At 54.5% G+C, this 23,672-nt stretch carries 19 protein-coding genes and 1 tRNA gene; 6 read left to right on the top strand and 14 right to left on the bottom strand.

All coding sequences use genetic code 11. The features are described from left to right. Nucleotides 1-4: 4 nt before the first annotated feature. The 7 genes from J2T55_RS00910 to J2T55_RS00880 form a co-directional block, all read right to left on the bottom strand. Nucleotides 5-1,210, bottom strand: a complete 1,206-nt coding sequence (locus J2T55_RS00910; RefSeq protein ID WP_259053603.1) for an AAA family ATPase — start codon at nucleotides 1,208-1,210, stop codon at nucleotides 5-7. A 62-nt stretch (nucleotides 1,211-1,272) separates the two neighbouring features. After that, a complete protein-coding gene (gene drmB, locus J2T55_RS00905) occupies nucleotides 1,273-3,096 on the bottom strand; it encodes a DUF1998 domain-containing protein (RefSeq protein WP_259053601.1) in 1,824 nt (607 codons plus the stop codon). Continuing rightward, on the bottom strand, nucleotides 3,096-6,248 hold the full coding sequence (locus J2T55_RS00900) for a DEAD/DEAH box helicase (protein WP_259053599.1): 3,153 nt from the start codon (nucleotides 6,246-6,248) through the stop codon (nucleotides 3,096-3,098). Before J2T55_RS00900 ends, drmB begins: the two co-directional genes overlap by 1 nt. Continuing rightward, complete coding sequence (locus tag J2T55_RS00895) at nucleotides 6,248-7,933, bottom strand: nuclease-related domain-containing DEAD/DEAH box helicase (RefSeq protein ID WP_259053597.1); 1,686 nt, start codon at nucleotides 7,931-7,933, stop codon at nucleotides 6,248-6,250. The genes J2T55_RS00900 and J2T55_RS00895 overlap by 1 nt, the downstream gene beginning before the upstream one ends. A gap of 26 nt (nucleotides 7,934-7,959) precedes the next feature. Continuing rightward, a complete protein-coding gene (locus tag J2T55_RS00890) occupies nucleotides 7,960-9,210 on the bottom strand; it encodes a DNA cytosine methyltransferase (RefSeq protein WP_259053595.1) in 1,251 nt (416 codons plus the stop codon). A 1,479-nt stretch (nucleotides 9,211-10,689) separates the two neighbouring features. Next, nucleotides 10,690-11,589, bottom strand: coding sequence for a hypothetical protein (locus tag J2T55_RS00885; RefSeq protein WP_259053593.1), 900 nt, complete (start codon nucleotides 11,587-11,589; stop codon nucleotides 10,690-10,692). Nucleotides 11,590-12,112: 523 nt separating this feature from the next. Next, entirely contained in the window at nucleotides 12,113-12,856 is a 744-nt protein-coding gene (locus J2T55_RS00880; protein ID WP_259053591.1) for a competence/damage-inducible protein A, read from the bottom strand. Nucleotides 12,857-13,186: 330 nt separating this feature from the next. Here J2T55_RS00880 and J2T55_RS00875 point away from each other — a divergent pair, with 330 nt between their 5' ends. The 4 genes from J2T55_RS00875 (at nucleotide 13,187) to J2T55_RS00860 (ending at nucleotide 16,175) form a co-directional block, all read left to right on the top strand. Then, entirely contained in the window at nucleotides 13,187-14,455 is a 1,269-nt protein-coding gene (locus J2T55_RS00875) for an ATP-binding protein (protein ID WP_259053589.1), read from the top strand. Nucleotides 14,456-14,460: 5 nt separating this feature from the next. After that, nucleotides 14,461-14,994, top strand: a complete 534-nt coding sequence (locus J2T55_RS00870; protein ID WP_259053587.1) for a response regulator transcription factor — start codon at nucleotides 14,461-14,463, stop codon at nucleotides 14,992-14,994. A gap of 117 nt (nucleotides 14,995-15,111) precedes the next feature. Continuing rightward, nucleotides 15,112-15,444 carry a Rieske (2Fe-2S) protein gene (locus tag J2T55_RS00865; RefSeq protein ID WP_259053585.1) on the top strand — a complete coding sequence of 111 codons (333 nt, stop codon included), beginning with the start codon at nucleotides 15,112-15,114 and terminating at the stop codon, nucleotides 15,442-15,444. A gap of 5 nt (nucleotides 15,445-15,449) precedes the next feature. Next, nucleotides 15,450-16,175: a ferredoxin--NADP reductase gene (locus J2T55_RS00860; RefSeq protein ID WP_259053583.1), complete on the top strand. Its 726-nt coding sequence runs from the start codon at nucleotides 15,450-15,452 to the stop codon at nucleotides 16,173-16,175. A gap of 38 nt (nucleotides 16,176-16,213) precedes the next feature. Here J2T55_RS00860 and panD read toward each other — a convergent pair whose 3' ends face one another. From panD to pcnB, 6 genes are read right to left on the bottom strand one after another with little or no spacing between them, the layout of a single operon-like run. Continuing rightward, nucleotides 16,214-16,594, bottom strand: a complete 381-nt coding sequence (panD, locus tag J2T55_RS00855) for an aspartate 1-decarboxylase (protein WP_259053580.1) — start codon at nucleotides 16,592-16,594, stop codon at nucleotides 16,214-16,216. A 60-nt stretch (nucleotides 16,595-16,654) separates the two neighbouring features. Next, nucleotides 16,655-17,515 (bottom strand): pantoate--beta-alanine ligase, encoded by an 861-nt coding sequence (gene panC, locus J2T55_RS00850; protein ID WP_259053579.1) that lies wholly within the window; start codon nucleotides 17,513-17,515, stop codon nucleotides 16,655-16,657. 57 nt (nucleotides 17,516-17,572) lie between these two features. Beyond that, on the bottom strand, nucleotides 17,573-18,361 hold the full coding sequence (gene panB / locus J2T55_RS00845) for a 3-methyl-2-oxobutanoate hydroxymethyltransferase (protein ID WP_259053577.1): 789 nt from the start codon (nucleotides 18,359-18,361) through the stop codon (nucleotides 17,573-17,575). A 12-nt stretch (nucleotides 18,362-18,373) separates the two neighbouring features. Next, nucleotides 18,374-19,021: a deoxynucleoside kinase gene (locus J2T55_RS00840; RefSeq protein ID WP_259053575.1), complete on the bottom strand. Its 648-nt coding sequence runs from the start codon at nucleotides 19,019-19,021 to the stop codon at nucleotides 18,374-18,376. Beyond that, a complete protein-coding gene (gene folK / locus J2T55_RS00835; protein ID WP_259053573.1) occupies nucleotides 19,011-19,502 on the bottom strand; it encodes a 2-amino-4-hydroxy-6-hydroxymethyldihydropteridine diphosphokinase in 492 nt (163 codons plus the stop codon). Before folK ends, J2T55_RS00840 begins: the two co-directional genes overlap by 11 nt. Then, nucleotides 19,502-20,851: a polynucleotide adenylyltransferase PcnB gene (gene pcnB, locus J2T55_RS00830; RefSeq protein ID WP_259053571.1), complete on the bottom strand. Its 1,350-nt coding sequence runs from the start codon at nucleotides 20,849-20,851 to the stop codon at nucleotides 19,502-19,504. Before pcnB ends, folK begins: the two co-directional genes overlap by 1 nt. A 156-nt stretch (nucleotides 20,852-21,007) precedes the next feature. Here pcnB and J2T55_RS00825 point away from each other — a divergent pair. Continuing rightward, nucleotides 21,008-21,083 (top strand) — tRNA-Glu (locus J2T55_RS00825). A gap of 10 nt (nucleotides 21,084-21,093) precedes the next feature. On the opposite strand, the gene J2T55_RS00820 is transcribed toward J2T55_RS00825, so the two are convergent. Then, the gene (locus J2T55_RS00820) at nucleotides 21,094-21,309 is read right to left on the bottom strand and encodes a hypothetical protein (RefSeq protein ID WP_259053569.1); all 216 of its coding nucleotides are present in this window, start codon (nucleotides 21,307-21,309) and stop codon (nucleotides 21,094-21,096) included. A 290-nt stretch (nucleotides 21,310-21,599) separates the two neighbouring features. On the opposite strand from J2T55_RS00820, the gene J2T55_RS00815 reads away from it, so the two are divergent. Beyond that, nucleotides 21,600-23,270, top strand: a complete 1,671-nt coding sequence (locus J2T55_RS00815) for a sensor domain-containing diguanylate cyclase (protein ID WP_259053567.1) — start codon at nucleotides 21,600-21,602, stop codon at nucleotides 23,268-23,270. The last annotated feature ends 402 nt before the right edge of the window (nucleotides 23,271-23,672 follow it).

Here is a 23,672-nt window from a genome sequence, read left to right as displayed (position 1 = left end):
AAGGCTATGTATGCCTGGGTAACTCGAGCGAGCCTGCTATCTTATTCACCTTATCGGTGTAATCGTTAGGATACACCTTGTAGAGATTGTTAGAGAAAGGGGGTAGCAAGCCGATCGATTCAGGCAACTCATCGCCCTCGTCAACTAAGTAACATAAGTGCAGTTGCTCTCTAGCACGTGAGCTCAGCATGTACACGCTTTTTGCTGCTTGCTCGAGCCTATCGTCATGAACACCTACATCTTGCATGTCCATTAAGAATACCACGTCAAACTCCAAACCCTTCGCAGAATTTGTATGTACTATGGTTATCGTGTCATTAGTATCAAAAGTGAGTGCCGAATCACTGTGAACCCTATCACCGCTCATATAAGCCTGTATCTTAAAATTGCTAGATTTTAGCCTAGTTGAGATTTTATTATAGATTTGCTTCACCCTTCTCTTGGTTGTTTGTACTATGATACCGATTTCTTTCCCTGTCGACAGACGGCACAATCTTGTTACGTTATCCATGCAATCGCTATCACTCTTGTATATTCGCGCCGTGGGTAGCTCCCCCTCTTTCTGAGGGGGATCCGCCTCTGCTTCGAATATTTTGTAATACGTGGAAAAGTTATGTATCTGAAGGGTGTTTCTGTAATTCTTAGTAAGTGACAAGTTTCTCTTGGGTTCTTTATTAATGCAGAGAGACTTCCTAATCTGCCACGTAGTGGCATTTAGGGCTTCATTCAATTGCTGGTTATCATCGGCAAATACTGTAATACAGGGCTCATTACCCGGGTTTGCTGCCATTCCGATAGAATACATTACCCTGTATAGTTCCATTGGGAAATCTTGACCTTCATCTATGACAAGGTGCCCCCATTTTAACTTTTCCATTATTCCTTTATTTGAGCTATTCTCGAGTGCGTGGGTGAGCACTCGATCCCAGTCGATTGGGCTATATCTTGATCCTCCTTGATTTGACTGTCTGGGAACCCCCTTATTAAAAGCTTTCCGCCACCAATTTCCCAGCCAAGTTTCCATCGTGTCTACATCTACATGCTTGTTGTTACTCTCTCCAACATACTTTCGTAGCACTCGGTTATACATCAAGAGATTGATACTTTGTTTACGCTGTGCCAACACCTCGCAGCGGTAATAGGCCATGACGGTCTTACCAGAACCTGGCGGGCCAGTAACTAGAATGGCACCGTCGAGTGGCGCATTCATGTAAATTCGTTCTTGTTCCTTGTCTAGGTCAGACAGGCTCGGTAATCGCATGGTACGCTACGTTAGCAATCTATAAGTTCTTGGAAGTAACCCGGTATCTCATTGTCACTGCTGCCTGATACAAGTAACCGGTCCAGGAAGCTGTTGCCGTGCACACAGCTCGTTTCTCCTACCAAAGCACATGCGTGGCAAGCGGCCTTGTTCAGCCCAAATAATCCCTGCTCCTTGGCTTCCCGGCACACGGGATCCGATGAGCACCAGAGTGCATTTCTGACTGCGCTGGTAAAGATGGGCCAGAATCTATTCACATAACCTAGCTCGACCAGCCCCCCCATCGAGCCCTCGGAATCGGAATCCGCCGTGTAAAGCAATATTCCACCCGGGCTTGTGCCTGAAGAAGCGATGTAGATCCGCTCTCTTATGGAATTCGATGAATAGCCGCATTCAAATGCCAGCTCCCTGATCAGCAGGTGCGCAAGCGTGTGCATCATCACGAACCGAGGAGACGGATGTAATTGCAGCCTATCCATGTAGTTCTTGGCCAAGGCTATTTTTACCTGCACCTTTATCCATTCTTCCAGCTGTTCACCGTTATTAGATTCCCATGCACACATGGTGCGGGGATTAAACTCTAGGAATATACCCTCTCCGATCACCTCGCTTGCCGGCAACCACATTCGATTCCCCGAAAAGTCTGCCGGCTGACTTTCGTTAGATGGATCCCTGCGGCAAAATCCCTTGAAAATTCTAACTTCTTTAAGCCTTTCGACGCGAGAAATCTTCCTGAAATAGTGACCAAGGGAACAAGGCCCGTCGTCTTTTAGGAGGTCGTTCCGAATAGTATAGTTTGTAAGGGTTACATCTGCATCTGATACAAGTTTCTCGTATTCAGTATTCAGGATCTCGCCCTGATCTACTTGACGCTGCTCGTTCCTGTTAGCCTCTGTCTGGTGAGAAAATGTATACTTGATGAATAGGTTGTAGACGTAATCACGCTCATAGTCATGATCGTCCGCATAGGTGTTGGTAAGTCTTTTTATTATATCCACGAGATTTGAACCCAGTTCTTCGGGGCCTGCGCACTGGCGTAAAGTCTCTATGAACGGATTGAGTCCACCGTCCCGTAGCAAGTTGTCATATATATCGCGGTCTGAGCCGGTACTGCTATCGGGGAAGTCTAGGGCACTAATGCTGCTTGGGTAGTGCAACGAGCTGCTTCCTCTGGGTTCTGCCTTGGTTTCTTCGTTACATTCGACGGCGTCGTCAAATCTTTGCCAAGGATGCCTGCCAGAACACTTGCCAGGCAATACTCTTTGCTGGATAAACCTAAAGTTTGTATTGGCTTCCCTTGGATTGCAATCACACACGATCTTCATGGCATCAAAATCGCCGCCCCGGGCACCACCAGTTAAGAATTTCATTGTCGCGGTATCCTTATTGCATTGCCCGGTTTCACGTGTCTGTACGCCCTTATGCACCATGAAGTACCAATCAATGTCATCTATGTGGCCCGCGTCACACACCCTGATAAATCGCATGGGTACGAGCTGTTTTCTACTGCATGTCTGTCTGTTGCAGCGTGGTACACGACCTTGGTTAGCTAACTCCCTATCATATTTCCAGTAATACATCACCCTACAGCTTGGGCAAAATAACCACTTGGGGAACCTAGTCACGGGTATGTTGCTATCCTTGTCCCGTGGCTGTTTTAGTTCACTAATACCGGGAACTACCTGTCGGAGCCGATTTAGATACACCGATTCAAGTTTGCTCATCGACCAGCTTGATATGTCCTTAATAATAAAGGACTCCCCCTCGGCCTCTACTAGTGCGCCAACACCGTAGGGTTGTATGATTTGCCCTCTCCTAATGGTATGAGTAGTCATTACAGCACTCCCAGGTTGACCTCTATGTCCACGAAACGCATCGATCTTAATGTTCGCCAACCAACGGTTCTTTCTTTTGCCGAGTAATCATATATTAAGCCGTTACTATTCATGTCGTTAGCCACGTAATTAAGGTTCCCCGTGAACGTGGTCCAGTTTTCCCATTCCTGTATGCATTTGGAAAGATGCTCATGCATAGTGCGGTTTTCCATTCTATTGGGGTCATATACCTTGGACAGCCTGCTTTCAAGTAGCTTAATTACATGATTACAGTCTTCGCGTACGCTCGAAAAATTACTTGCTTTTGTATTACCCCTAAGATCCGTACCAAACCTAATAGCTGTCACAAGTGCTGCATGCAGTGCTCTCTCTGTAGCGGGATACGATCCCGGCGTAACGCTGGTTGGCTCTACGAAGGTAGACATCACGCGGTGGTAATACTTAAATGACTCGTAGTGCGACCTATCTCTAGGTTTGCTTGCTGAAAGCGCTGTTACAACTAGCCCGGGTATCCTTCGCCTGCCTACTCTACTTGTTGCCTGTATGTATTCCGCGGTGAGCTTGGGCTGGCCGTTAACGAACATTATGCCTAAGCGATCAATATCAATACCGACTGAGATCATGTTAGTACACGGGACAACATCTATGGCAGGGTCACTTTCTGAGTGCTTTTTTGTTAATTTGGCACGGGCAGTTGCCACACTGTCCACTGCGTTAGAGCTAATTTCAAGTGGGTCGCCAAGCTTGCGTACATCCTCTTCCAGATAGGTGTATACTTGCATGCGTGACGATATTTCGTCACTAACTGCGTTGCGTGTTCTGCCAAGCTCCCTCTTGCTGTTATGGTATGCCAGTAATGTCCAGTACGAGTCCGTCTCCTCTTTGCTCATCGGCGTCTCGTAAATCCCTTGGAGTAGCGCGGCGATTGACCAGTATACTGCCACGGTGTTAGTTATACCTTGGCCCATCAAGCCGAGGTACATCCTGCTTGACTCTGGACTATTATCAATACGCTGGAAAAATGAATCATCCGAGTACAAGCCGGGGCTCGGGAATAACTTGACGTTTCGGCCGTACAACCTCTTGCTCTGCTCCTCCGCGTTACTGATAGTGGCAGTTGAAGCGATAATTTTCGGAGGTTTATTATTATTATTGGACCTTATTACACTCTCGATGCCAGCTTCGTAAATGCCCGCGATCGTCCCTAGTGGACCCGAGATCAGGTGCAACTCGTCCTGAATGATTAGGCTAGGGGGCTCTACGTCAGAGCCCGTGCCAAGGAATACGCCTGATTGTTCCTTCCACGGTAAGTTTGCAAACTTATCTATGGTGCCAATTAGGAAAGATGGTGGTTTCCTGTAGAGCTCATCGTCTACCATCGCTATTGGCAACGACTCTTTAAAGAAGCATGATTCGTCTGGGCATTTGCATTTAAACGACGCAGCACCTGGTACAAATCCGTACCAGCTGTCATCGTCGTTTCCCTGTTCGTCCTTGATGCGTCTATCTGGGAACATGCGTGTACCGCATGAGGGGCATGACTCTATCTGGAAGGCGTTCATACACTCTTCCTGCTGCAGGGAATCTTTTAGTTTATCGTACTTCTCCCTGGCATCCTCGTAACGGTTGGGTGTTAGGTCGCCTCCCACCCATAGCCCGACCGTAAATGGCTGGTCACCTAGGTTGGTTGCATACTTTTCTCTCAGGATTTCCAGTGCACACACTAGGCTAGCGGTCCTGTCGAACTGATCGGCTGTTAAGAACCTGTAGGTGTACCTGTTGATCACGGCGGTTCCACGCCCCCTGTCGCCGTATTTCATCCGCCGGTATATAAGAATAAATGCCGAGATGAGAAGGTATGCTTCGGTCTTGCCACCGCCGGTTGAGAACCAGACGAGATCGACATCTTCACGCCATTGGCTATCCTCGTCAGCGAGCGAAGTTAACACAACTAAAGCGTACGCCAACTGGAACGGTCGCCAATTATAGCTTGGCTCGTCAAGGTAATCGGGTAGAGTAGTGTCTGCCTCGCCCCTTTGGTAAGGGCCTCCCTGTCTTTTTTTGTTGTGAACCATTTGTATGAGCATGGCCAGATTTGCCCATGTAAATGACTTGAATACTTTTGTATCGTGCCTTATCCTCGATATGCTTTCTCTCATCCTGGATATTGTATTATCAATACTACTCAGCCTATTGGTAACGACTTCTCGAAATTCGCCGGGTACATCCTCGTTTCCCAGCCCATCTCTCCACTGCTGATAAAAATCGACCATTTTGTCTAGCCTATCGGCCAGCTCATTTTGGTCATCGCACCCGCCAAGGTATGCCAAAGAGAATAAGTCGTTATCCTCGAAACTCATGTTACCGATTTTAAGCTCGTCGAATAACGGCCTACCGACGTACTCGCAGGGGATATACTCGGTTTCAACGTAACTGGCACCATTTTCATCCTCTAGCCAATCCACGGATACGGAATGACCTATTGCATATGGTCGCTTATTAAGTATGTTGTACGCCTTTTCATGTTGTGCGTAAGAATCTCCCGGACTTTCTACTCGCGGATACTGCTGGAATCTCCCGGCGGTTGGCTCGCACCTGATATGTATCTGGAATAGATCAAGCGAGGCATCAGAGTTATTGCTTCGTGTCAACTCGTTCACTAGCACGATGCTGGTAATGATGTGGCCCATGCTGGTTCTCGACACAACCCTTAGCGAGGCTCTGCCGTTAAATACATCGTACTTCTTGCTTTGCTTGGCGGGTATTTCGAGTATCTCTTCGAGCTGTGAGCGTACCCATATTTTTTTACCAGATTCCCTGTCTTGCTCATCATATATACCAGCCCTAACAGTTACTCTTATGTCGTTAATCTCGTCGACGCAAATGCTGAATCCCGCACTAGAAGGGAGAAAACTAAAGTTTCCAAATACAGAAGAAGAGTCGTTGGATGTATCTTCCGAGGTCGTGGTGGCCTCTGAACTATCATCCATGGCCTCATCGATTGCCATGTCCATGGCGTCAGATTCTTGAGCGTATAGTATGCCCATCATGTAGTTGAGATGTACACGCCCTGTTATAACTTCATGTTCACACCATCGTGGTCCCACGAGGTGCCTTTTCAAGTAATCTCTGATTTCGTTACGCGTGTCCATTACTCAGCACCTACCTTTTCTGCCATTACTTGGGCTAGTAATACCTGAAGCGCCGATCTAAGCCTCTTGCTCGCCGCTATAAATGCACTGTGGTTAGCCCTTGAAATACCCTTGTATAACAGAGATTTAAGCTCTCCGAGATCGGAGTTGTCAGCATACTTCGACAAGCCCAGCAATATGATCACTGGTCGTTCAAGCCCCTTGAATTCTTCTACTGTGCTAACAACAACCTTACCCGGCGCGCTCGTGCCATCAGCTAAAATTTCTGGTAAGCCGATTGCCTTTATATTGCTATTACTCAGTTCGGCATTTACCTCTTTTAACTGGTCTTCACTAGCCACAAGCACTGCAAAGTCTTCGTGATCAAGACCATCCGCTATCAACTGGTCAATCTTTTTGATTGCCTCACGAATCTCGTTACTTATATCAGCGGCACGACCGACTTCGACGTTGCGCTTCAGAACTGGTTCTTCTATAGCACTTACGCCTACATCAGCATGCGACCAGTGATTAAGTTTTTCTACGATACTGTGGGCATTCCTTATATTTTCTTGCATCACGGGTGGCACATGTACCGCATTCTCAAAATAGTAGTTATATGCATCTTTATCAAAGGCCACTGATGGCGATACCTGGTTGTTAGGATCTCCAAACCAAATCCACCTGCCGTTTTCCAAGCCCCCCATCAATATGCTATCTAGGTATTCTATGGCATCCCAGTCACACAGGTCTTGACCTTCGTCTATAACGAGCACATCGTACATATTCTTGGCATCATTACGTAGCTCGCATGCGTACGAGATAACATTAACACCTGTACGGAAGAGCTCGTTTTTAACAAAATTTGCGAAATTTTCACTCCTAGTTATAAATGCCACACTATTGCCATCGGCAGAGTGCTTGCGCGCTACGTACATTGCTAAGAAGGATTTGCCAGTACCAGCTCCTCCCAAAACCATCAGTCTAGGCAACCCCTCAAGCATTGATAAACGCGAGTACTGAGTTTGGGTTAACCCTTGCATTTGCGCCTTAATCACTCTCAAACTGCTACTGATCGAAGGAACCTTATCGAAATCGGGCCTTAAATAATCGGCTATAGCCTTCACTTCTTCGCCAGTTAACTTTCTTGAATGTGGCCGCTTGCTTTGCCAATGATCATATACCCGGCTTAAGAACTGCTTCATAGTGCTAGCCGATCCAACTATGTCTGTGTACCCTGTAATTTCATCACCTTGCTCGGCTAGCGCCGCTGCGTGATTGCCTGATATACGCGCTATATCAGAAAATATGCAAGCCCAACCGGATACCATATTGTCTACAAGACCACCAAATTCGGGCCTTAAGTACTGGTCCACTAGTGCATAATAATTATCCTTTGCCTGTACAGCAGGACTGTTCCTGGTAGTCTTACCGCTGTATTTCCAAATGCCACCCGAACACTCGATGCTTCCGCTTTTTACTTCCACAACGAGTATTCCTAATTCGCATATAATTAAAAAGTCTATCTCGTGCCATCTTTTGCGTGATCTATCATAATTTGAAAGATTCAACGAGTGCAGGGCTACATCGTGTTTTAATAGGTTTACGTGTTTTAGCAATTCAAAAACACGTCTTTCTCCCTCATTAACATTTACAAGATCATTTATCGATTCCCGAGGGTATATAAATGATGGGATAAGTTTCATATAGCATCCTAGCTATGTATTTAGTATTAATTAATATACTTCTTTATAACCAAAGCCAAATACTCGGCCAGTAATGGTGGAATTGCATTACCTACCTGTGTGTACCTAGGGCACTGCTTAATTCTAAGATGCCCTCCAGTTGTATATTTTCCATGAAATTCAAACTTGTCAGGAAATGATTGCAATCTAGCCGACTCCCTAACAGTTAATACTCTTGGACTTTCGTAATGCAAAATATCATCTGGCAATGTCGTAATAGTAGGCGATGGTCGATTTTTCGCCTGTACACTAATCCTATGCTTCTTGAGACCCAGCTTAATTAAATCTTTACTGGGGATACCCATAGTTCCATAGCCATTGTATTTTTCTTGGAGTTCAGAAAATCTTTTAACTGTTTCATCCGAGTGATTAGTTAAAGCCATGCTATTCGGCGATTTGCCTTCCATATCACCATGCATCAATACCTGATAGGGTTTGTTTTTACTAGGCCCTTTATAATCAACCTGATAATACCTTGCCCTATCTGGGCAAGGTATAAGTTTGCATCTTCTGTTTTCTTTTAAGTCGGATATAGCTTCATATGCAGTTATATATTGTTTATTCCCTATACCCTTAGCCACCAGAAAATTCCTTCTTATATCATCTAACATTTCTTCGTCATCAAAGGGATGTACTTGTTCCTTTTTTATTATTTTTTTGTTAATCCCTAAAATAAAAAACCTGATCCTTTTTTGCGGAACACCATATTCAGAAGCATCAATTATTTTTGTTCTGCAATCGTAACCTATAGCCTCGAGTCTTTTGATCATCTTTTTTGCATAGGTACTATCGTCCCTGCCATTACCATTAGCTTTAAAACTACTTGCAATTCCTTTAGTGTTTTCTACCAAAATTACTTTTGGTCTTATCTTGTCAATAAAATCAATATATCTATATATCAGTTGATTGCGCGGATCTCTTTCATCCCTTTTGCCATATGTACTAAAACCCTGACATGGTGGACCACCTACAACCACATCTATGGTCGGCCTTAATTTATCAATCGATTTGATATATTTTTTAATAAAATAATCATTTAATGTGTGATTTTTGCATTTAACTAAATCATTTGGCCAGCAAAATTTTCCGAACCTATCACTATCTATTAGATTATTCTTGAGTGTAGAAAATGCCATCTGATCTGACTCAATCGCTAAGATACCTCTGTATCCTGCCAACATAAAACCTAGTGAAAAACCACCACAACCGGCAAAAAGATCTACAAAATTAATACTCATATCACTATTTCTTTATTGTTAAATAAATAATTGGAACATTGACTGCTTGTCTATATAAAAAACATGGGTTTTACCCTTCTTCTATAGACAGTTGAATCAAATGCGATTCGTTGTCTTGATACATTCCCCACTGCCGGTGTTTCCTGGGATCATAGATGCACGCGATGCAACTAAAAACAGCTGCGACGACTTCGGGTGGACTCTGGCATCGACGCTAGCTCATCTGCTCACGTTTACACATGCCAAGAACTCTTCCCAAACCGCATTGACAATGCTATTACCGAACTCACTCTTGCTGAGAAGAAGGTTATGACCTTCTAGAAAGCGTTAGTACTCGTTATTGTTAATACTGGCAATCCCCAGCCGAGTGCAATACCATCGGCGTGGTGGGTACCATGTTGCCATAATGCCACCAGCACGGCCTGTAATACCAGCTATTGATACTGACGGAGACTTATGAATCAGCCAACGACCTGATGATGCCAGAGGTCCCGCACAATACACAGGTACAGTAATCTCTTGGCCGTAGGGACTTACGTAATATCCTTTACCCATTTCGTACCGCCCCCCTAGAACGTCGCGCCGAGTTCTTCACCATCATCATCGGACCGGCCTCCGATTCTGTCAAAGAAATTTGCCCCCTCACACCCCTGTTGCTACAAAGGCACGCCTGATGGACCTAGCTTGAGCCGGACACACCCTATTCCGATCTGGCAGACATCGTGGCCTCGTCCTAGGCCGACTTCGTGACTCATCCTATACCCACGCGTGAACACAATCCCATAACTAGAGCCCGGATCCGCTTCTGCCTATCGCCGACCAGCCCTAAGCCTACTCGTAGCCAAGATTATCGATCTCGGTTTTTTTTAATTACTGTACTGCAATCAAAGAATGGAGGTGTCCCAATGAGTTCACAGGGCGCCCCCTCATCTGGCGACTTATGTTTGGCGACGGCCGTATCGAATACGGAGGACCGACCCGACCGGCTTCGCATCACCAATTGAGCATTACGTCTAGAAAGCCATTGGCATGAAAAGTAGCTCATCCGATACAAGGAAGCCACCTTCTTCTTACGCGTGAAGGGCGATTCGATGATCGATGCCGGCATCCACAACGGCGCACCCTGATGGTCGACCGGGCTATCATATATGCTTAATAAATTGCGGCTACAGACTAAGACTCAATTCCGCCGAATTCGCTGACTGAGGTATCCTTCTGTTACTACTATTCCCTCACGTCCTATCACCATATAGGCGTTGAAATATTGACTGAAGGCTTGAAAAAGATGGCTGCCCAGATGTTGACGCACCCTGCGCTTTGTCTTCTTATCGAAGAATCGCTTTTCAGTACCATCACCTGCATTAATAGATGCCCCAAACTTGTCCAGATAATCCAGGACCGCATCGGGAATGCATCGCTGCTTACGCGCGTCTGTGCGTGCGTTGTTTTGTGCAGTGAGTCCATGTTTGAGCGCCTCTCTTAATCTAAACTGTAGAGTTCGTCGATGCTGTATTCCTTCCAGCCAACACCTTTAACGATACCGTAAATACCGTTGCTGTTCGGCCGGCGCCAGTAGGGCGACTCCGCCCGTTTAAGTGTATCCAGGGCTTCCTCGAAATCGGATATGTAGCACTCACGTCCTTTCGGTCCAATCTGATAACCCTTTTTCCGTTTCAAAGAAGGTCTAAACGGCCTACCCTCTCGGTCTATGGGCACTGTGACGGTATTACGGTTCTGTTGAGAGACGGGCTTGAAGCCCCTGTAATCTGCGTAGTCCCCCATGAACATAGTAGACCTGAAGCCTTTACGGCTCGGTAACCACTCGAGCAGGCTTGCATCGGCTACGCATTGCCGGCCGTCATCCTCAAGGTATGTTTTCAGCTCACTCCGGCTGATGGCATTTCGGACACTGGCTATGGACATATGAGCTAGCAGCGCTACATCTTCGGGGGTGATAGGTTCTTCAATCGAGATAGCAGGATTGCTAATGCTGTCGAACCGGGCCCGCGCTCGCGCGACTTGACTGACATGCCTAATTCGTTTGTAAGACTCAGAATCTAAATCTTCCAGGAACTTCGCATGATACATAAATGTCTCGGCATCCTGCTGCGCATCGAAAATATGACCGTTCTTACTCCAATCCCACTCGGCTGCAAAAGCATAGTCGTACAGCGCCATGAAGGCCGAGGCTAAGTATGTGACGGGGAGACTGTCGACATACCATTGCCTATTGCGCGCTATCGGTTCGTCAGTCCATTTCCTGCCAAAAGTCATGTGAATCAGGTGTGACTCTAGCAAGGCAAGGGCTTCTTGTATGTCCTGGCGCAGGGTTTCCTTAGTAAAGAACTCGGGTACTTCTGATTTGCTATATTCGACCATGATTGGTTCCTTGTGTCTGATGTGAATAAAACGTTAATACTGGACATAATAATAGACGGGTCAAATATGATATGCAAGTTCATAATAGAAATATTTAAGGAATATCTTCTGCCACACAGGGCACCATATCCAGGCGTAATAGCCGGAAAAAAGCCTTAGAGCGCTTTTAGAGACTGCTAGAGGTAGCGTGGCACATTGAGGTGAGGACGGATGGAGGGGGAAGGCAGCTCTCCACATTTAGACCGTCGTGTAATACGTAGGTATACTTGGGTAGTAGCCTGAGAGCTACTCACCCCAGAAAAATAGGCGTTATAGGGGTATATATGGGGGTAGAAGTATCAAGTTAGTCCATATTTCTTCCAAAATAACATATAGTTAGAGTATTAGTTTGGATGTCGCTCCCGCACCACTTGCTTTCCCGAACAATTCGAGACCTGCACCTGCCGCCCGCTTAAACACGACGTCCGTGGCGATCGGGTTGTAAAGACTGGCGCGCGCCATCGCGCCCGCTCGTTCAATCGCGTTAACGCTGACAGTCACCCGCCAGCGAGGCTATCAGCGCTTCGGTCGCGGCGGCGACAGTCTCCAGATCGTCTTGCCGGGTACCCCGCAAGACCAGATTCACGCCGTAACGGTCGGTCTCGAAAAAGGGGTAACTGCCGATGCTAACCGCGGGAAACTGCTGCTGGATCTCGCCCAGACCGGCGGCCAGTTCACCCTCGCGGCAGTTGGTTGTCAGCGTCAGGCTCAGGATCGGCGCACCGCGATCGAGCCGCTCGGCGAGCGCATCGAACATCGCCTGCATAACCGAGGGAATACCGGCAAGCACGAACACGTTCTCGATCTGGAAACCGGGCGCACCACTCAGCGGATTGTCGATCGGTACCGCGCCGACGGGCATTTCCGCCATTTTCAGCCGCGCCGCGTTCACCTTGTCGCCGTAGAACTCGAGCAGCACCTGCTCGGCGGCAGGATTACGTTCCAGTTCACGGTCGAAGGCCCGCGCAACAGCGGCAGCCGTGATGTCGTCGTGGGTGGGACCGATGCCGCCAGTGGTAAAGACGTAATCGAATTGCTGACGACAGTCGTTAACGTGGCGCACAATGGTCGCGGTATCGTCGGCGATCACCCGCGCCTCGGCCAGCGGAATGCCGAGCGCGGCCAGCCGCTGGCCGGCAAAGGCCAGATTCTGATCCTGGGTGCGACCGGACAGTAGTTCGTTGCCTATTAGTAGCAGGCAGGCGACGGGCGTGGTGGGTTCGGACATCGGCTGGCGCAAGGATTCTTCAGGGATTGCTGCATGATAATGCATTCGCCCACTGTCGGGCGACGGAATACACGCAACGCGATGATCCCATGACTGCGCGGCTGAGGTGCAACACCCAGCGAATTAAAAAAGCGCACGTCCCTGTGCATCCAAGTTATCGCTGAGCTGCGTGAAACAGTCTAGGACAGCAAAAAACATAATGCAAACGATTTTTATTATCATTTACTAAATATGTCGCCAGTATCTCTCGCGGCGCCGAACCGGCCCGCTATAATGGCGTCCGCAGCCGTAACCCGACACCCGCCAATGCCCTGAATGACAGCCTCGCAAGTGCAAAGCCCCGCATTTCTGCAACGCCGGCTGCAGTACCTGCTGCTACTGCGGCTGCTCGCCGTGGCCGCGCAGCTCGTTGCCCTGCTGCTCATGGCCGGGCTGTTCGGCATCAACCTGCCGTGGCTGCCGTTGGTCCTGATCCTGGCCGGCCTGCTCGGCTATACCGGACTGGCCTGGCAGCACGCGCGCGAGACCAATGCCAGCAGTGATGCCGCCATTTTCCGCCAGCTGCTGGTCGACATTGTCGCCCTGTCGGCACTGGTTTATTACAGCGGCGGTCCAGCCAACCCGTTCATCGCCCTGTTCCTGCTGCCGATCACCTTCGCCGCCGCCAGCCTGCGCCCCCGCCATGCCTGGCCGCTGGCCGGGCTGGCGGTGCTGGCCTACACGCTATTGATGTTTTTTCACCGGCCGGTGCTGGCGCCCCATCACGGCCACGGCGAGAATTTTGCCCTGCACCTGTGGGGCATGTGGTACGGCTTCATCATCAGCGCCGCCCTGCTGGTGTACTTCGTTGGCCGCATCGGCCACGCCCTGCGCGAGCGCGACCGCCAGCTGGCCATCGCCCGGGAAAACGCGCTGCGCGCCGACCAGTTGATCGCCCTGGGCACCCTGGCGACCGGCACTGCGCACGAACTCGGCACGCCATTGTCAACGATGGCGGTGGTGGTCGCCGACATGGAAACCGATCCGGTGCGCAATCACGATCCGGAGACGCGCGACAATCTGCACTGCCTGCGCGAGCAGATCGACCGCTGCAAACAGGTCCTCGCGCGGCTGGCCAGCGACGCCGGCCAGCTGCAGGCCGACACCGGCCAGGCACAGCCAGTGGACGACTACCTGGCCGGTGTCGTCGACGAATGGCGTGCCTTGCGGCCCGGCATCGAGTTGCACAGCCGCTGGCTGGGGCGGCGGCCGGCGCCACGGCTGCTCGCCGATCGCACCCTCACCCAGGCCTTGCTGAACGTGCTGAACAACGCTGCCGATGCCGATGCCGGACACATTCGGCTGGTCGCCTGCTGGTCCGGCGAACGTTTGCTGGTGCGCATCAGCGACGACGGCAGCGGTCTGCCGGCGGCCGCGCGCGCGCGCCTTGGCGCCGAGCCCTACAGCAGCAAAGCCGCTGGTGACGGCCTCGGGCTCGGACTGTTCCTGGCGCGTACCACGCTGCAACGCTTTGGCGGCCGTCTCGAAATTGACGACAGCACCAGCGGCGGCGCCCGCGTTGACATCGACCTGCCCCTGCGGGCACTGCTGGCAGAGTAACGTCCATGAACGAAAACGGCGAACTGCTGCTGGTCGACGACGACGCCACCTTCTGCCGGGTGCTGGCGCGGGCGCTGACCCGGCGTGGCTTTACGGTCAGTCAGGCCGGCGACGGTAGCGCGGCACTGACACAGGCCCGGCAGCAGCCACCGGACTTCGCCGTCATCGATCTCAGCATGCCGGGCGAATCCGGGCTGCAACTGATACAGCCGCTGATCGCCATCAACGCCGACATGCGCATCGTGGTACTGACCGGCTACGCCAGCATCGCCACCGCAGTCGAGGCGATCAAGCTCGGCGCCATGCACTACCTGACCAAGCCGGCCGATGCCGATGCCGTCTGCCAAGCTTTCCAGCTCGACACCGGCAACGCCGGCATCGACGTCACCGAGCAGCCGGTCCCGCTCAATCGGGTCGAGTGGGAACACATCCAACGCGTTCTGAAGGAATGCGACGGCAATATCTCGGCGACGGCGCGCCGGCTCGGCATGCACCGGCGCACCCTGCAGCGCAAGCTGCAGAAGCGGCCCAGCCGCTGACGACAGCAGTCAGACCATGACCGATCGGAACGCGGCAGGGCCGCCAGCAGTCTATTGAAGTGAGGGCAGCAGGCGGGGGGAACCGTTTTTTGCGACGTGTCCGCAGGACACGGGGAGATGATGCCGATGACCAAGGTCAAGCTTGCCACCACGGATGAGATCCCCGAAGGCGGCATGATCATGCGCAATCATGAAAGCCTTTTTGTCACACTCGCCAAGGTAGACGGCAGGATCTACGCGCTCGATGACATCTGTACACACCAGGACGCGCCGCTGCATGAAGGCGAACTGGGCGTCTACGACGACAACCCCTACATGCTGACCTGCCCCTGGCACGCGGCGCATTTCGATATCCGTAACGGCACGGTCGAACAGGACACACCCTGGGCGAGCGACACGACAACCTACGACGTCGAGGTTCAGGATAACGATGTCTACGTGGATCTATAGAGATCATGGCCACTACCCTGACGCCGACGGCGGTTGAAACACAGCCGCAGACCGAAACCACCCGTACCTTCGTTTTCCACTTTGACGACCCGCCCGCCTACCGCGCCGGGCAATACGTGACGGTGAAACTGGCCGGCGTCGACGATCCGCGCGGGCCGCAACGACCGTTCACCCTGTCCTCCAGTCCGACGGCAACGGATCATTTGGCCATTACGGTCAAAATGACCGGCAGCCCGTTTAAGCAGGCCCTACAGGCGATCGCCACGGATGGGGCGGCAGACCGCGTGCAGCTGCGCGGCCCGCTGGGCGATTTCACGCTGGAGCCGGCGCGGCCGGCGGTCATGGTCGCCGGCGGCATCGGCATCACGCCGTTCATCAGCATGCTCCGCTGGCTACGGGATCAACCGGACGCGCCCAGCATCAGGTTGCTGTATTCCAACGACACGCCAGAAGACATCGCCTTTCAGGATGAACTGAACGGTATTGCCGAACAGGCGGACTGGCTGGACGTGGTGCACACGATCACGCAGCCGGACAGCGCCGGGCACTGGACTGGCCGCAGCGGCCGCATCGACGCCGAACTCATCGCCAGCCAGAGCGATGATCTCGACAGCCCGGTCTATTACCTATGCGGACCGCCAGGCATGGTCAGCGCCATGGAAAACCTGCTACAGGATGAACTCGATGTGCCCGCCGCCGACGTGCGCAGCGAAAAATTCAGCGGCTACTAGTGGGACAACAGGATGCCGGCGGGAACCTGCCGTTGCGCTTAGGCGGCCTGGACAGGGATGGCCTGGCTGATGCGGCGGACGTGGTTATCGGCGTCGAGGTAGACCAGCGTCGGCTTGAAGCTGCTCATCTTGTCGGCCGCGATCGCGGCATAGGCGCAGATGATGACGCGATCACCGGGCTTGGCCTTGTGGGCGGCGGCGCCGTTGACCGAGATCACGCGCGAGTGGTCCTCGGCGCGGATCGCGTAGGTGGTGAAACGCTCGCCGTTGTCGATGTTGTAGATCTGGATCTGCTCGTACTCGTGGATGCCCGCCGTTTCCAGTAGGCGGCCATCGATCGCGCAGGAACCGTCGTACTCCAGCTCCGCATGAGTAACGCAGGCCTGATGCAGTTTGGCTTTTAAAACAGTCAGTTGCATTCGAATTTACGCTGGCTGGATTGTGCAGGGCAATAAGTATGGCCGATCAGACGCGTTGCATCAATCATCGGATGGCGCGCCGACGGCGACATTGTCGATGAGCCGCGCACGCCCCAGCCAGGCAGCACCGAGGACGCGCAGCGCCGTGCTGGCGGCAGTCGGTACGCTCAGATCGGCGGCGTCGCGAACCGCGACATACTGTGGCCGCCAGCCGCCGTCGTGAAGCGCGACCAGGGCCTCGCGCTCGAGCCGGGCGAAGTCGCGCTCGCCGGCGGCGATCGCCTGGGCGATGCCGCTGAGCAGCTGGTACAGTTGCGGCGCACGGACGCGTTCGTCCGCGTCCAGGTAGGCATTACGCGAACTCATGGCCAGACCGTCACGCTCACGTTGCGTCGCCACCGCTTCGATATCGACGTCGAGGGCGAGGTCGGCCACCAGCCGCCGGATGACCAGCAACTGCTGGTAGTCCTTTTCACCGAACAGCGCGACATCGGGGCGTAGCATGTTCAGAAGCTTGGTCACCACGGTGGCGACGCCGGTGAAATGGCCCGGGCGGTATTCCCCGCACAGCACGTCATCCAGAGCCGGCACACGCACCTCGGTATGGCCCTCGAGGCCGGCCGGGTACATGCTGGCCACGTCCGGCATGAACACCAGGTCGGTGCCGGCGGCCTCGAGCTGCTCACGATCGGCCGCCTCGCTGCGCGGGTAGTGGTCGTAATCCTCACCGGCGACAAACTGGGTCGGGTTGACGAAGATCGTCGCGACCACCCGGTCGGCGCTCTTTCGGGCCGTCTCCACCAGGCCCAGATGGCCGGCGTGCAGGTTGCCCATGGTCGGCACCAGGGCGACGCGTCGGCCCTGGCGCTGCCAGTCAGCCAGCTGCGCCCGTGCCGCCGGGCGTTCGCGAACGGTTTGCATAAGTCTCGGAACCTGAATCGGGCGAAAAACGCCGGAATTGTAACAGCCGGCGCCGGGCTAGTCGGCTGCCGGCGGCGGGAATTCGCGCGCCTTGACCGCCGCTACATAGGCCGCCAGCGCCGCCTGGATGCTGTCGCGACCGGTGAGAAAGTTCCGCGCGAAGCGCGGCTGGTATTCGCTGATGCCGAGCACGTCTTGCAGTACCAGCACCTGGCCGTCGCAGTCGCCGCCAGCGCCGATACCGATGACCGGCATGCGCACGGCGGCGCGGATGTCGGCCGCCAGCTGTGGCGGCACACACTCGAGCACCAGCAGCTGCGCACCGGCTTCTTCCAGCGCTACGGCGTCGGCATGGATGCGCGCGGCGGATTCGCTGTCACGGCCCTGGATGCGGAAGCCGCCGAGTTCGCGGATCGACTGGGGCTGCAGGCCGAGGTGGCCGCAGACGGCGATCCCGGCACGGCTCAGCTGCACCACCGTATCGACCATGACCGCGCCACCTTCCAGCTTGACCACGTCGGCGCCGGCGGCAACCAGTTGCCGTGCATTGGCCAGCGCCTGGCCGGCGCTGGTGTAGCTTTGATACGGCAGATCGGCAACCAGCAGCGTATCTGTCAGACCGCGTCGCACCAGTCGCGTATGGTAGGCCATGTCCGCCATGGTGACACCGAGCGTGTCGGCCTCGCCGTGCAGCACCATGCCGAGCGAGTCACCGACCAGCACCACCTCGATGCCGGCGGCTTCGGCCAGCCGGGCAAAGCCGGCGTCATAGGCGGTCAGGCTGACAATCGGTTCGCGCTGCGCTTTCAGCGCCGCCAGGTTATCCAGCGTGACGGGCGTACTCATGATGCAACCATTCTATATCGCACCGGGATTGAAGTAATGCCGGCCCGGCGGCAGATCGCGGATGCGCTCCAGCAGCAGGTTGAAGTCGTCGTGGCCGGCGGCCAGGTTGAAATCGGCGGTGTTGACGATCAACAGCGGTGAACGCTCGTAATGATGGAAGAATTCGACGTATGCCTCGGCCACGCGCCGCAGGTAGCTCTCGTCGATCAGCTGCTCGTAATCAATCGCGCGCGTCTCGATGCGTTTCAGCAACACCTCGATCGGCGCCTGCAGATAGATCACCAGGTCCGGCTGCGGCGCGGCCAGCGTCATCCTGTCGTAGACCTGCTGATACAGGGCGAGCTCGTCACGGTTCAAAGTCAACGCGGCAAACAGGCGATCCTTTTCGATCATGAAATCGACCACCCGTGCCGGCTGGAACAGGTCGCCCTGGCGCAACGACTGGATCTGCTGGGCGCGCTGGAACAGAAAGAACAGCTGCGTCGGCAGCGCGGCGTTTTCGGGATCCTGGTAAAAGCGCGGCAGGAACGGGTTATCCTCGGCGCGTTCCAGCAATAGATCGGTCTGATAGGCCTGCGCCAGGCGTTTCGCCAGCGTCGTCTTGCCAACGCCGATCGGCCCCTCGACGACGATATAACCGGAGCGGTTGTTACTCGGCATCGGCAATGACTTCCAGATCGTCCGTGTTCATTCGCGCCAGCAGATCGCTGACCGGGCCCAGGCCGGGGATCGCCAGATTCGGCGCCAGGTCATGCAGGGGCTTGAGCACGAAACCGCGGTTGGCCATTTCCGGATGCGGCACGGTCAGCCGCGGGCTGTCGATGATTGCATCACCGTATAGCAGCACGTCAAGGTCCAGGGTGCGCGCGCCCCAGCGCACGCCGTCGCGCCGCCGGCCCTGCTGCTGCTCGATGGCCTGTAAGCGATCGAGCAGATCCAGCGGCGCCAGCCGCGTCTCCAGACAGGCAACCGCGTTGAGGTAATCGGGTTGATCCTGTGGCCCGACCGGCCGGCTGCGATACAGCGGCGAAGCCGTGCAGCGATCCGTCTCAGGCAGACGGCCGAGCTCGGCCAAGGCCGAGGCGAGCTGTTGCCGCGGCGCATCGAGGTTGCTGCCGAGACCGATATAAACGGTCGTCATCAGGAATCGTTATCGGGCTTGCTCTGCCGCCGGCGGCCGCCGCGGCGCCGGCGCCGGCGCGGGCTGCGCGGGTCTTCTTCGCGATCCGGAACCGCCGGCATGTCGACCTGCAGTTCGGTCCAGAACTCGGCGATGTCCTGCACCGGCTCACCAGCCGCGGCACGTAACAGCAGGAAGTCGTAGGCGGCGCGAAAGCGTGGATGCGTCAGCAGCTTGGTGGCGCGCTTGCCCTGGCGGCCGGCCTGCGCCTCGAGCCGCGCCTGCAACGCCCAGATGTCCTTGGCCACCAGTGTGAAACGTCGTGGCAGGGCGATGCTGGCGATCTGTTTCGAGACCACGTCGTCGCTGGCCAGCTGCTGCGCCTGATGCGTGTTCATGCCTTCGGCGACGTAGGCCTCGGACTGCTGGCGCAGCGGGTCCCAGAGCAGTGCGGCGATCAGGAACGCCGGCGTCACCGGCTTGTTCTCGGCCAGCCGCTGATCGGTATTGGCCAGCGCGCGAATGGCGAAAGTATGCGGGAAACCGCCTTCCTGTGCTGACAGGCTCGCCTCGGTCTGCGGAAACAGGTAGGCGAACAGGCCATGATGGCGCAGCGCCTCGAAAGTCTGCACCGCGTAGCCGCTCAAAAACAGCTTGAGGAATTCCTCGAACAGCCGCGCCGCAGGAATATCGTCGAGCAGGTGTGCCAGTTCCGGCAACGGTTTCTGCGTGTCCTCATGAATGCGGAAACCCAGCTTCACCGCGAAACGCACGGCGCGCAGCATGCGCACCGGGTCCTCGCGATAGCGTCTTTCCGGTTCGCCGATCAGGCGCAGGTTGCCGGTCTTGATGTCGTGCAGACCGCCGACGTAGTCGACGATGGAAAAGTCCTCGATATTGTAGAGCAGCGCGTTGACGGTGAAATCGCGCCGCCAGACATCCTCGTCCACCGAACCATAGACGTTGTCGCGCAGGATGCGGCCCTCGCGGCTTTCGTCCTCGACTTCCTCCGCATCGACGGTGGCACGAAACGTGGAGACTTCGATGATCTCCTGGCCGAAGCGTACATGCGCCAGACGAAAGCGGCGACCGATCAGGCGGCAGTTGCGGAACAGCTCGCGCACCTGTTCCGGCAGGGCATCGGTCACGACGTCGAAATCCTTCGGTTCGCGCCCGAGCAACAGATCACGCACACCACCGCCGACCATGTACGCCTGAAAGCCGGCGTTCTTCAACCGGTACAATACCTTCAGCGCATTGGGGCTGATGTTGTCACGCGAGACATTGTGCTCGGCGCGCGGAATAATCCGTGGCTTCACATCAAGCTTGCTGATATTTGAGTCGGCGCTGGCGCCTGTTGAGTCCTGCATACCTGGAGCGTGCCGCCCGGTTGATCAATTAACATTTATGCTGAAAGCGCCGCCTGGCGCATTCAATCGCTGGATTTGTTCAGGCAACGCTTGGAGCGCTGCCGGCAGGTACGTATAATAACATCACAATTACAGCTGATCCTGAACTGTCCGACTGCTCCCTTCGTCTAGCGGCCCAGGACGTCGCCCTCTCACGGCGAAAACAGGGGTTCGAGTCCCCTAGGGAGCGCCATTTTCACTCATCATCCGCCCAGCAGTCTCTTCAGTCGGGTGACCGCCTCGCTGCCGACCTGTTGTTCGGCCTTGCGCAGTAAATAGCGGCGCCGGAAACCACGACTGCGCAAATCCACGAGTATTTCCAGCAACTGATAATCCGGCCGCCGGTGTTTCAGGGCATCGAAGAGAATATCGAGCTGGGTTTCCGACCACAGGGTCTTGGGCAGGGTCTCGTCGGCCATTGAGTGCTCCCGGGTTAGCCGGGCCGCCCGGCGGGTGACGCCGCGGCAGCCTGTATCAACGGGGCCGGTCTATGAATACCGTCTCCCCGTGCATACTCCACCCCCGCTTTTCAGCATAGCAAGGATTACCGCGCTTTCGCCCTGTTCAACCGCAGCATGCCATGCATAACGTGACGGACTTCATCAAATGAGCCGCTGCAGGCTGGGGCGAGCCCTGAAAACCGGCTGCGGGCCAGCGGCACAGATGCAATAATTTAGGTGATTTGCTCCGAGCGCAACATTCCCGATCGATGCAGACATTTCAGCGCAAAGTCCTCCTGCTGTTCGCCAGCGCCGTTCTGCTTGGCGTGGTGTTCATCGGCCTGATCATGGCAAATGCCTACGAGGGTCAGGAAACCCGCCAGCAAGCCAGCGACAGCCGCGAACGGCTGCTGCTGTTGAAGGATATGGTGGCAACCCTGTTCGAGGCCGAATCCAGTCAGCGCGCCTACGCCGCCAGCGGCGACCCGCTGTTCAAGGAAGAACATGTCATTGTCCGCCGCGAACTCGAGACCATCCTGACGCAACTGCGGCAACAGACCTTCCCTGAGGCAATAAGCACTGATCAGATTGCTCAGCTTGCTGACCTAATAGAGCTGCGCGCGCAGAGCATGGATGAACTCGTGCAGATTCGTGATGAAGAGGGTACCGCCGCTGCCGCAGCCTACATCGAAACACATAAAGGCGAGCGACTGACCGACAGAATCCGCACCATCAGCAACAACATCCTCGATACGGAAGCGAGCGTACTCGCCAACCGCCGTGCCACTGTCCAGCGACATGAACAACAACTCTTTTATCTATTAGGCGGTGGCGGCCTGCTCAACATCCTGCTGCTCGGCTGGGCGTTTATTCTGATCCGGCATGAACAGCGCCGCGCCGAGACATCGGTGGACCAGCTGCGCGCCTACAGCGACGAAATCACCTACATCAACCAGCTCAGCAACAGCCTGCAATCCTGCGAATCGCAGGCCGCCGCCGCCGAGGTCATCCAGCACTTCATGCAACTGTTGTTTCCCGCAACCCGGGGCGGCTTTTACATGATGCGCGCGTCGCGCAACCTGCTGCAGCTGGCAGCGCGCTGGGGCGATGACGACGACACCAACCCTCTGGTCGATCCCATCGAGCCGAACGATTGCTGGGCACTGCGACTGGGCCGCCTGCACAGCCTGCGTTCGACGCTGACGGATTTGCGCTGTCACCATGCCGCCCAGCACAGTGGCCATTACATCTGCGTACCGATGATGGCGCAGGGCGAGACGGTGGGACTGTTGCATCTGCGGCCGGCCGCCGACAACGCGATCGATGTGATGGAAAAACGCGCCGGAATACTGGCCGCACACATCGGCAGTGCGCTGGCGAGCATCTCGCTGCGCGAGGCCCTGCAACAACAGAATATTCGCGACCCGCTGACCGGCCTTTACAACCGCCGCTACCTGGAAGAAACCGTGGAACGCGAGCATTTGCGCGCCCAGCGCGACAACAGTGGTCTTGGCGTCATCATGGTCGATATCGATCACTTCAAGCAGTTCAACGACAATCACGGTCACCAGGCCGGTGATCTGCAGCTCAAGGAGTTCGCCCACTACCTGCGCCGACATATCCGTGGCGAAGACATTGCCTGCCGTTACGGCGGCGAAGAATTCGTGCTGCTGTTGCCGGGCAGTACGCTGGAGCAGGCCCGCGACCGCGCCGAGTCGCTGCGCCAGGGGCTCAGCAGTCTCCAGCTCGATTTTCACGGCCAGTCCTTGCCGACAGTGACCGCCTCATTCGGCGTGGCCGCCTTTACCAATCAGGATCAGGACTGGGAAACGGTATTGCACCTGGCGGATACCGCACTCTACCAGGCCAAGCGCGCCGGCCGTGACCGGGTGGTGGTCACTGATTACGGCGACAAGACATCGGCAGCGAACCCGGCGTAACTGCTGGCATGGACTGACTCTCAGGCAAGTGAATCAAGCCGTGGAGTCAGTTTCCCCGCGGCCAGGCAATCATCTCCCCCGGCCTGCCTCAGTAATCCGCAGCCATGCATGCCAAACGCCGCGTCTACAAAGTGACTACTAAAAGCATGACACGCGTGCCGGCCCTCGCCACGGGTGTGCTGGAAACAGGCAATATGGGCCGGGACGCACACGAATGGTGCCGACTGCCCCCTCAGGGTGCGTGAGTGCAACCTCATGCCTGAATTCCGGTCGTCATGTTGTTGATTTTATTGAAACACAACATTGGCACGCCACGTGCAGTAACTACAGTGCAGATATCCTCTCCTCTTAGTAACCAGGCATGCAGCACTTCCTGCCATTCGGGCGCCACCTCGGCGCCCG

The sequence above is a fragment of the Methylohalomonas lacus genome (assembly GCF_024808875.1).
GTDB classification, from domain to species: Bacteria; Pseudomonadota; Gammaproteobacteria; order Methylohalomonadales; family Methylohalomonadaceae; genus Methylohalomonas; species Methylohalomonas lacus.
This window is presented reverse-complemented; position numbering and strand designations above follow the sequence as displayed.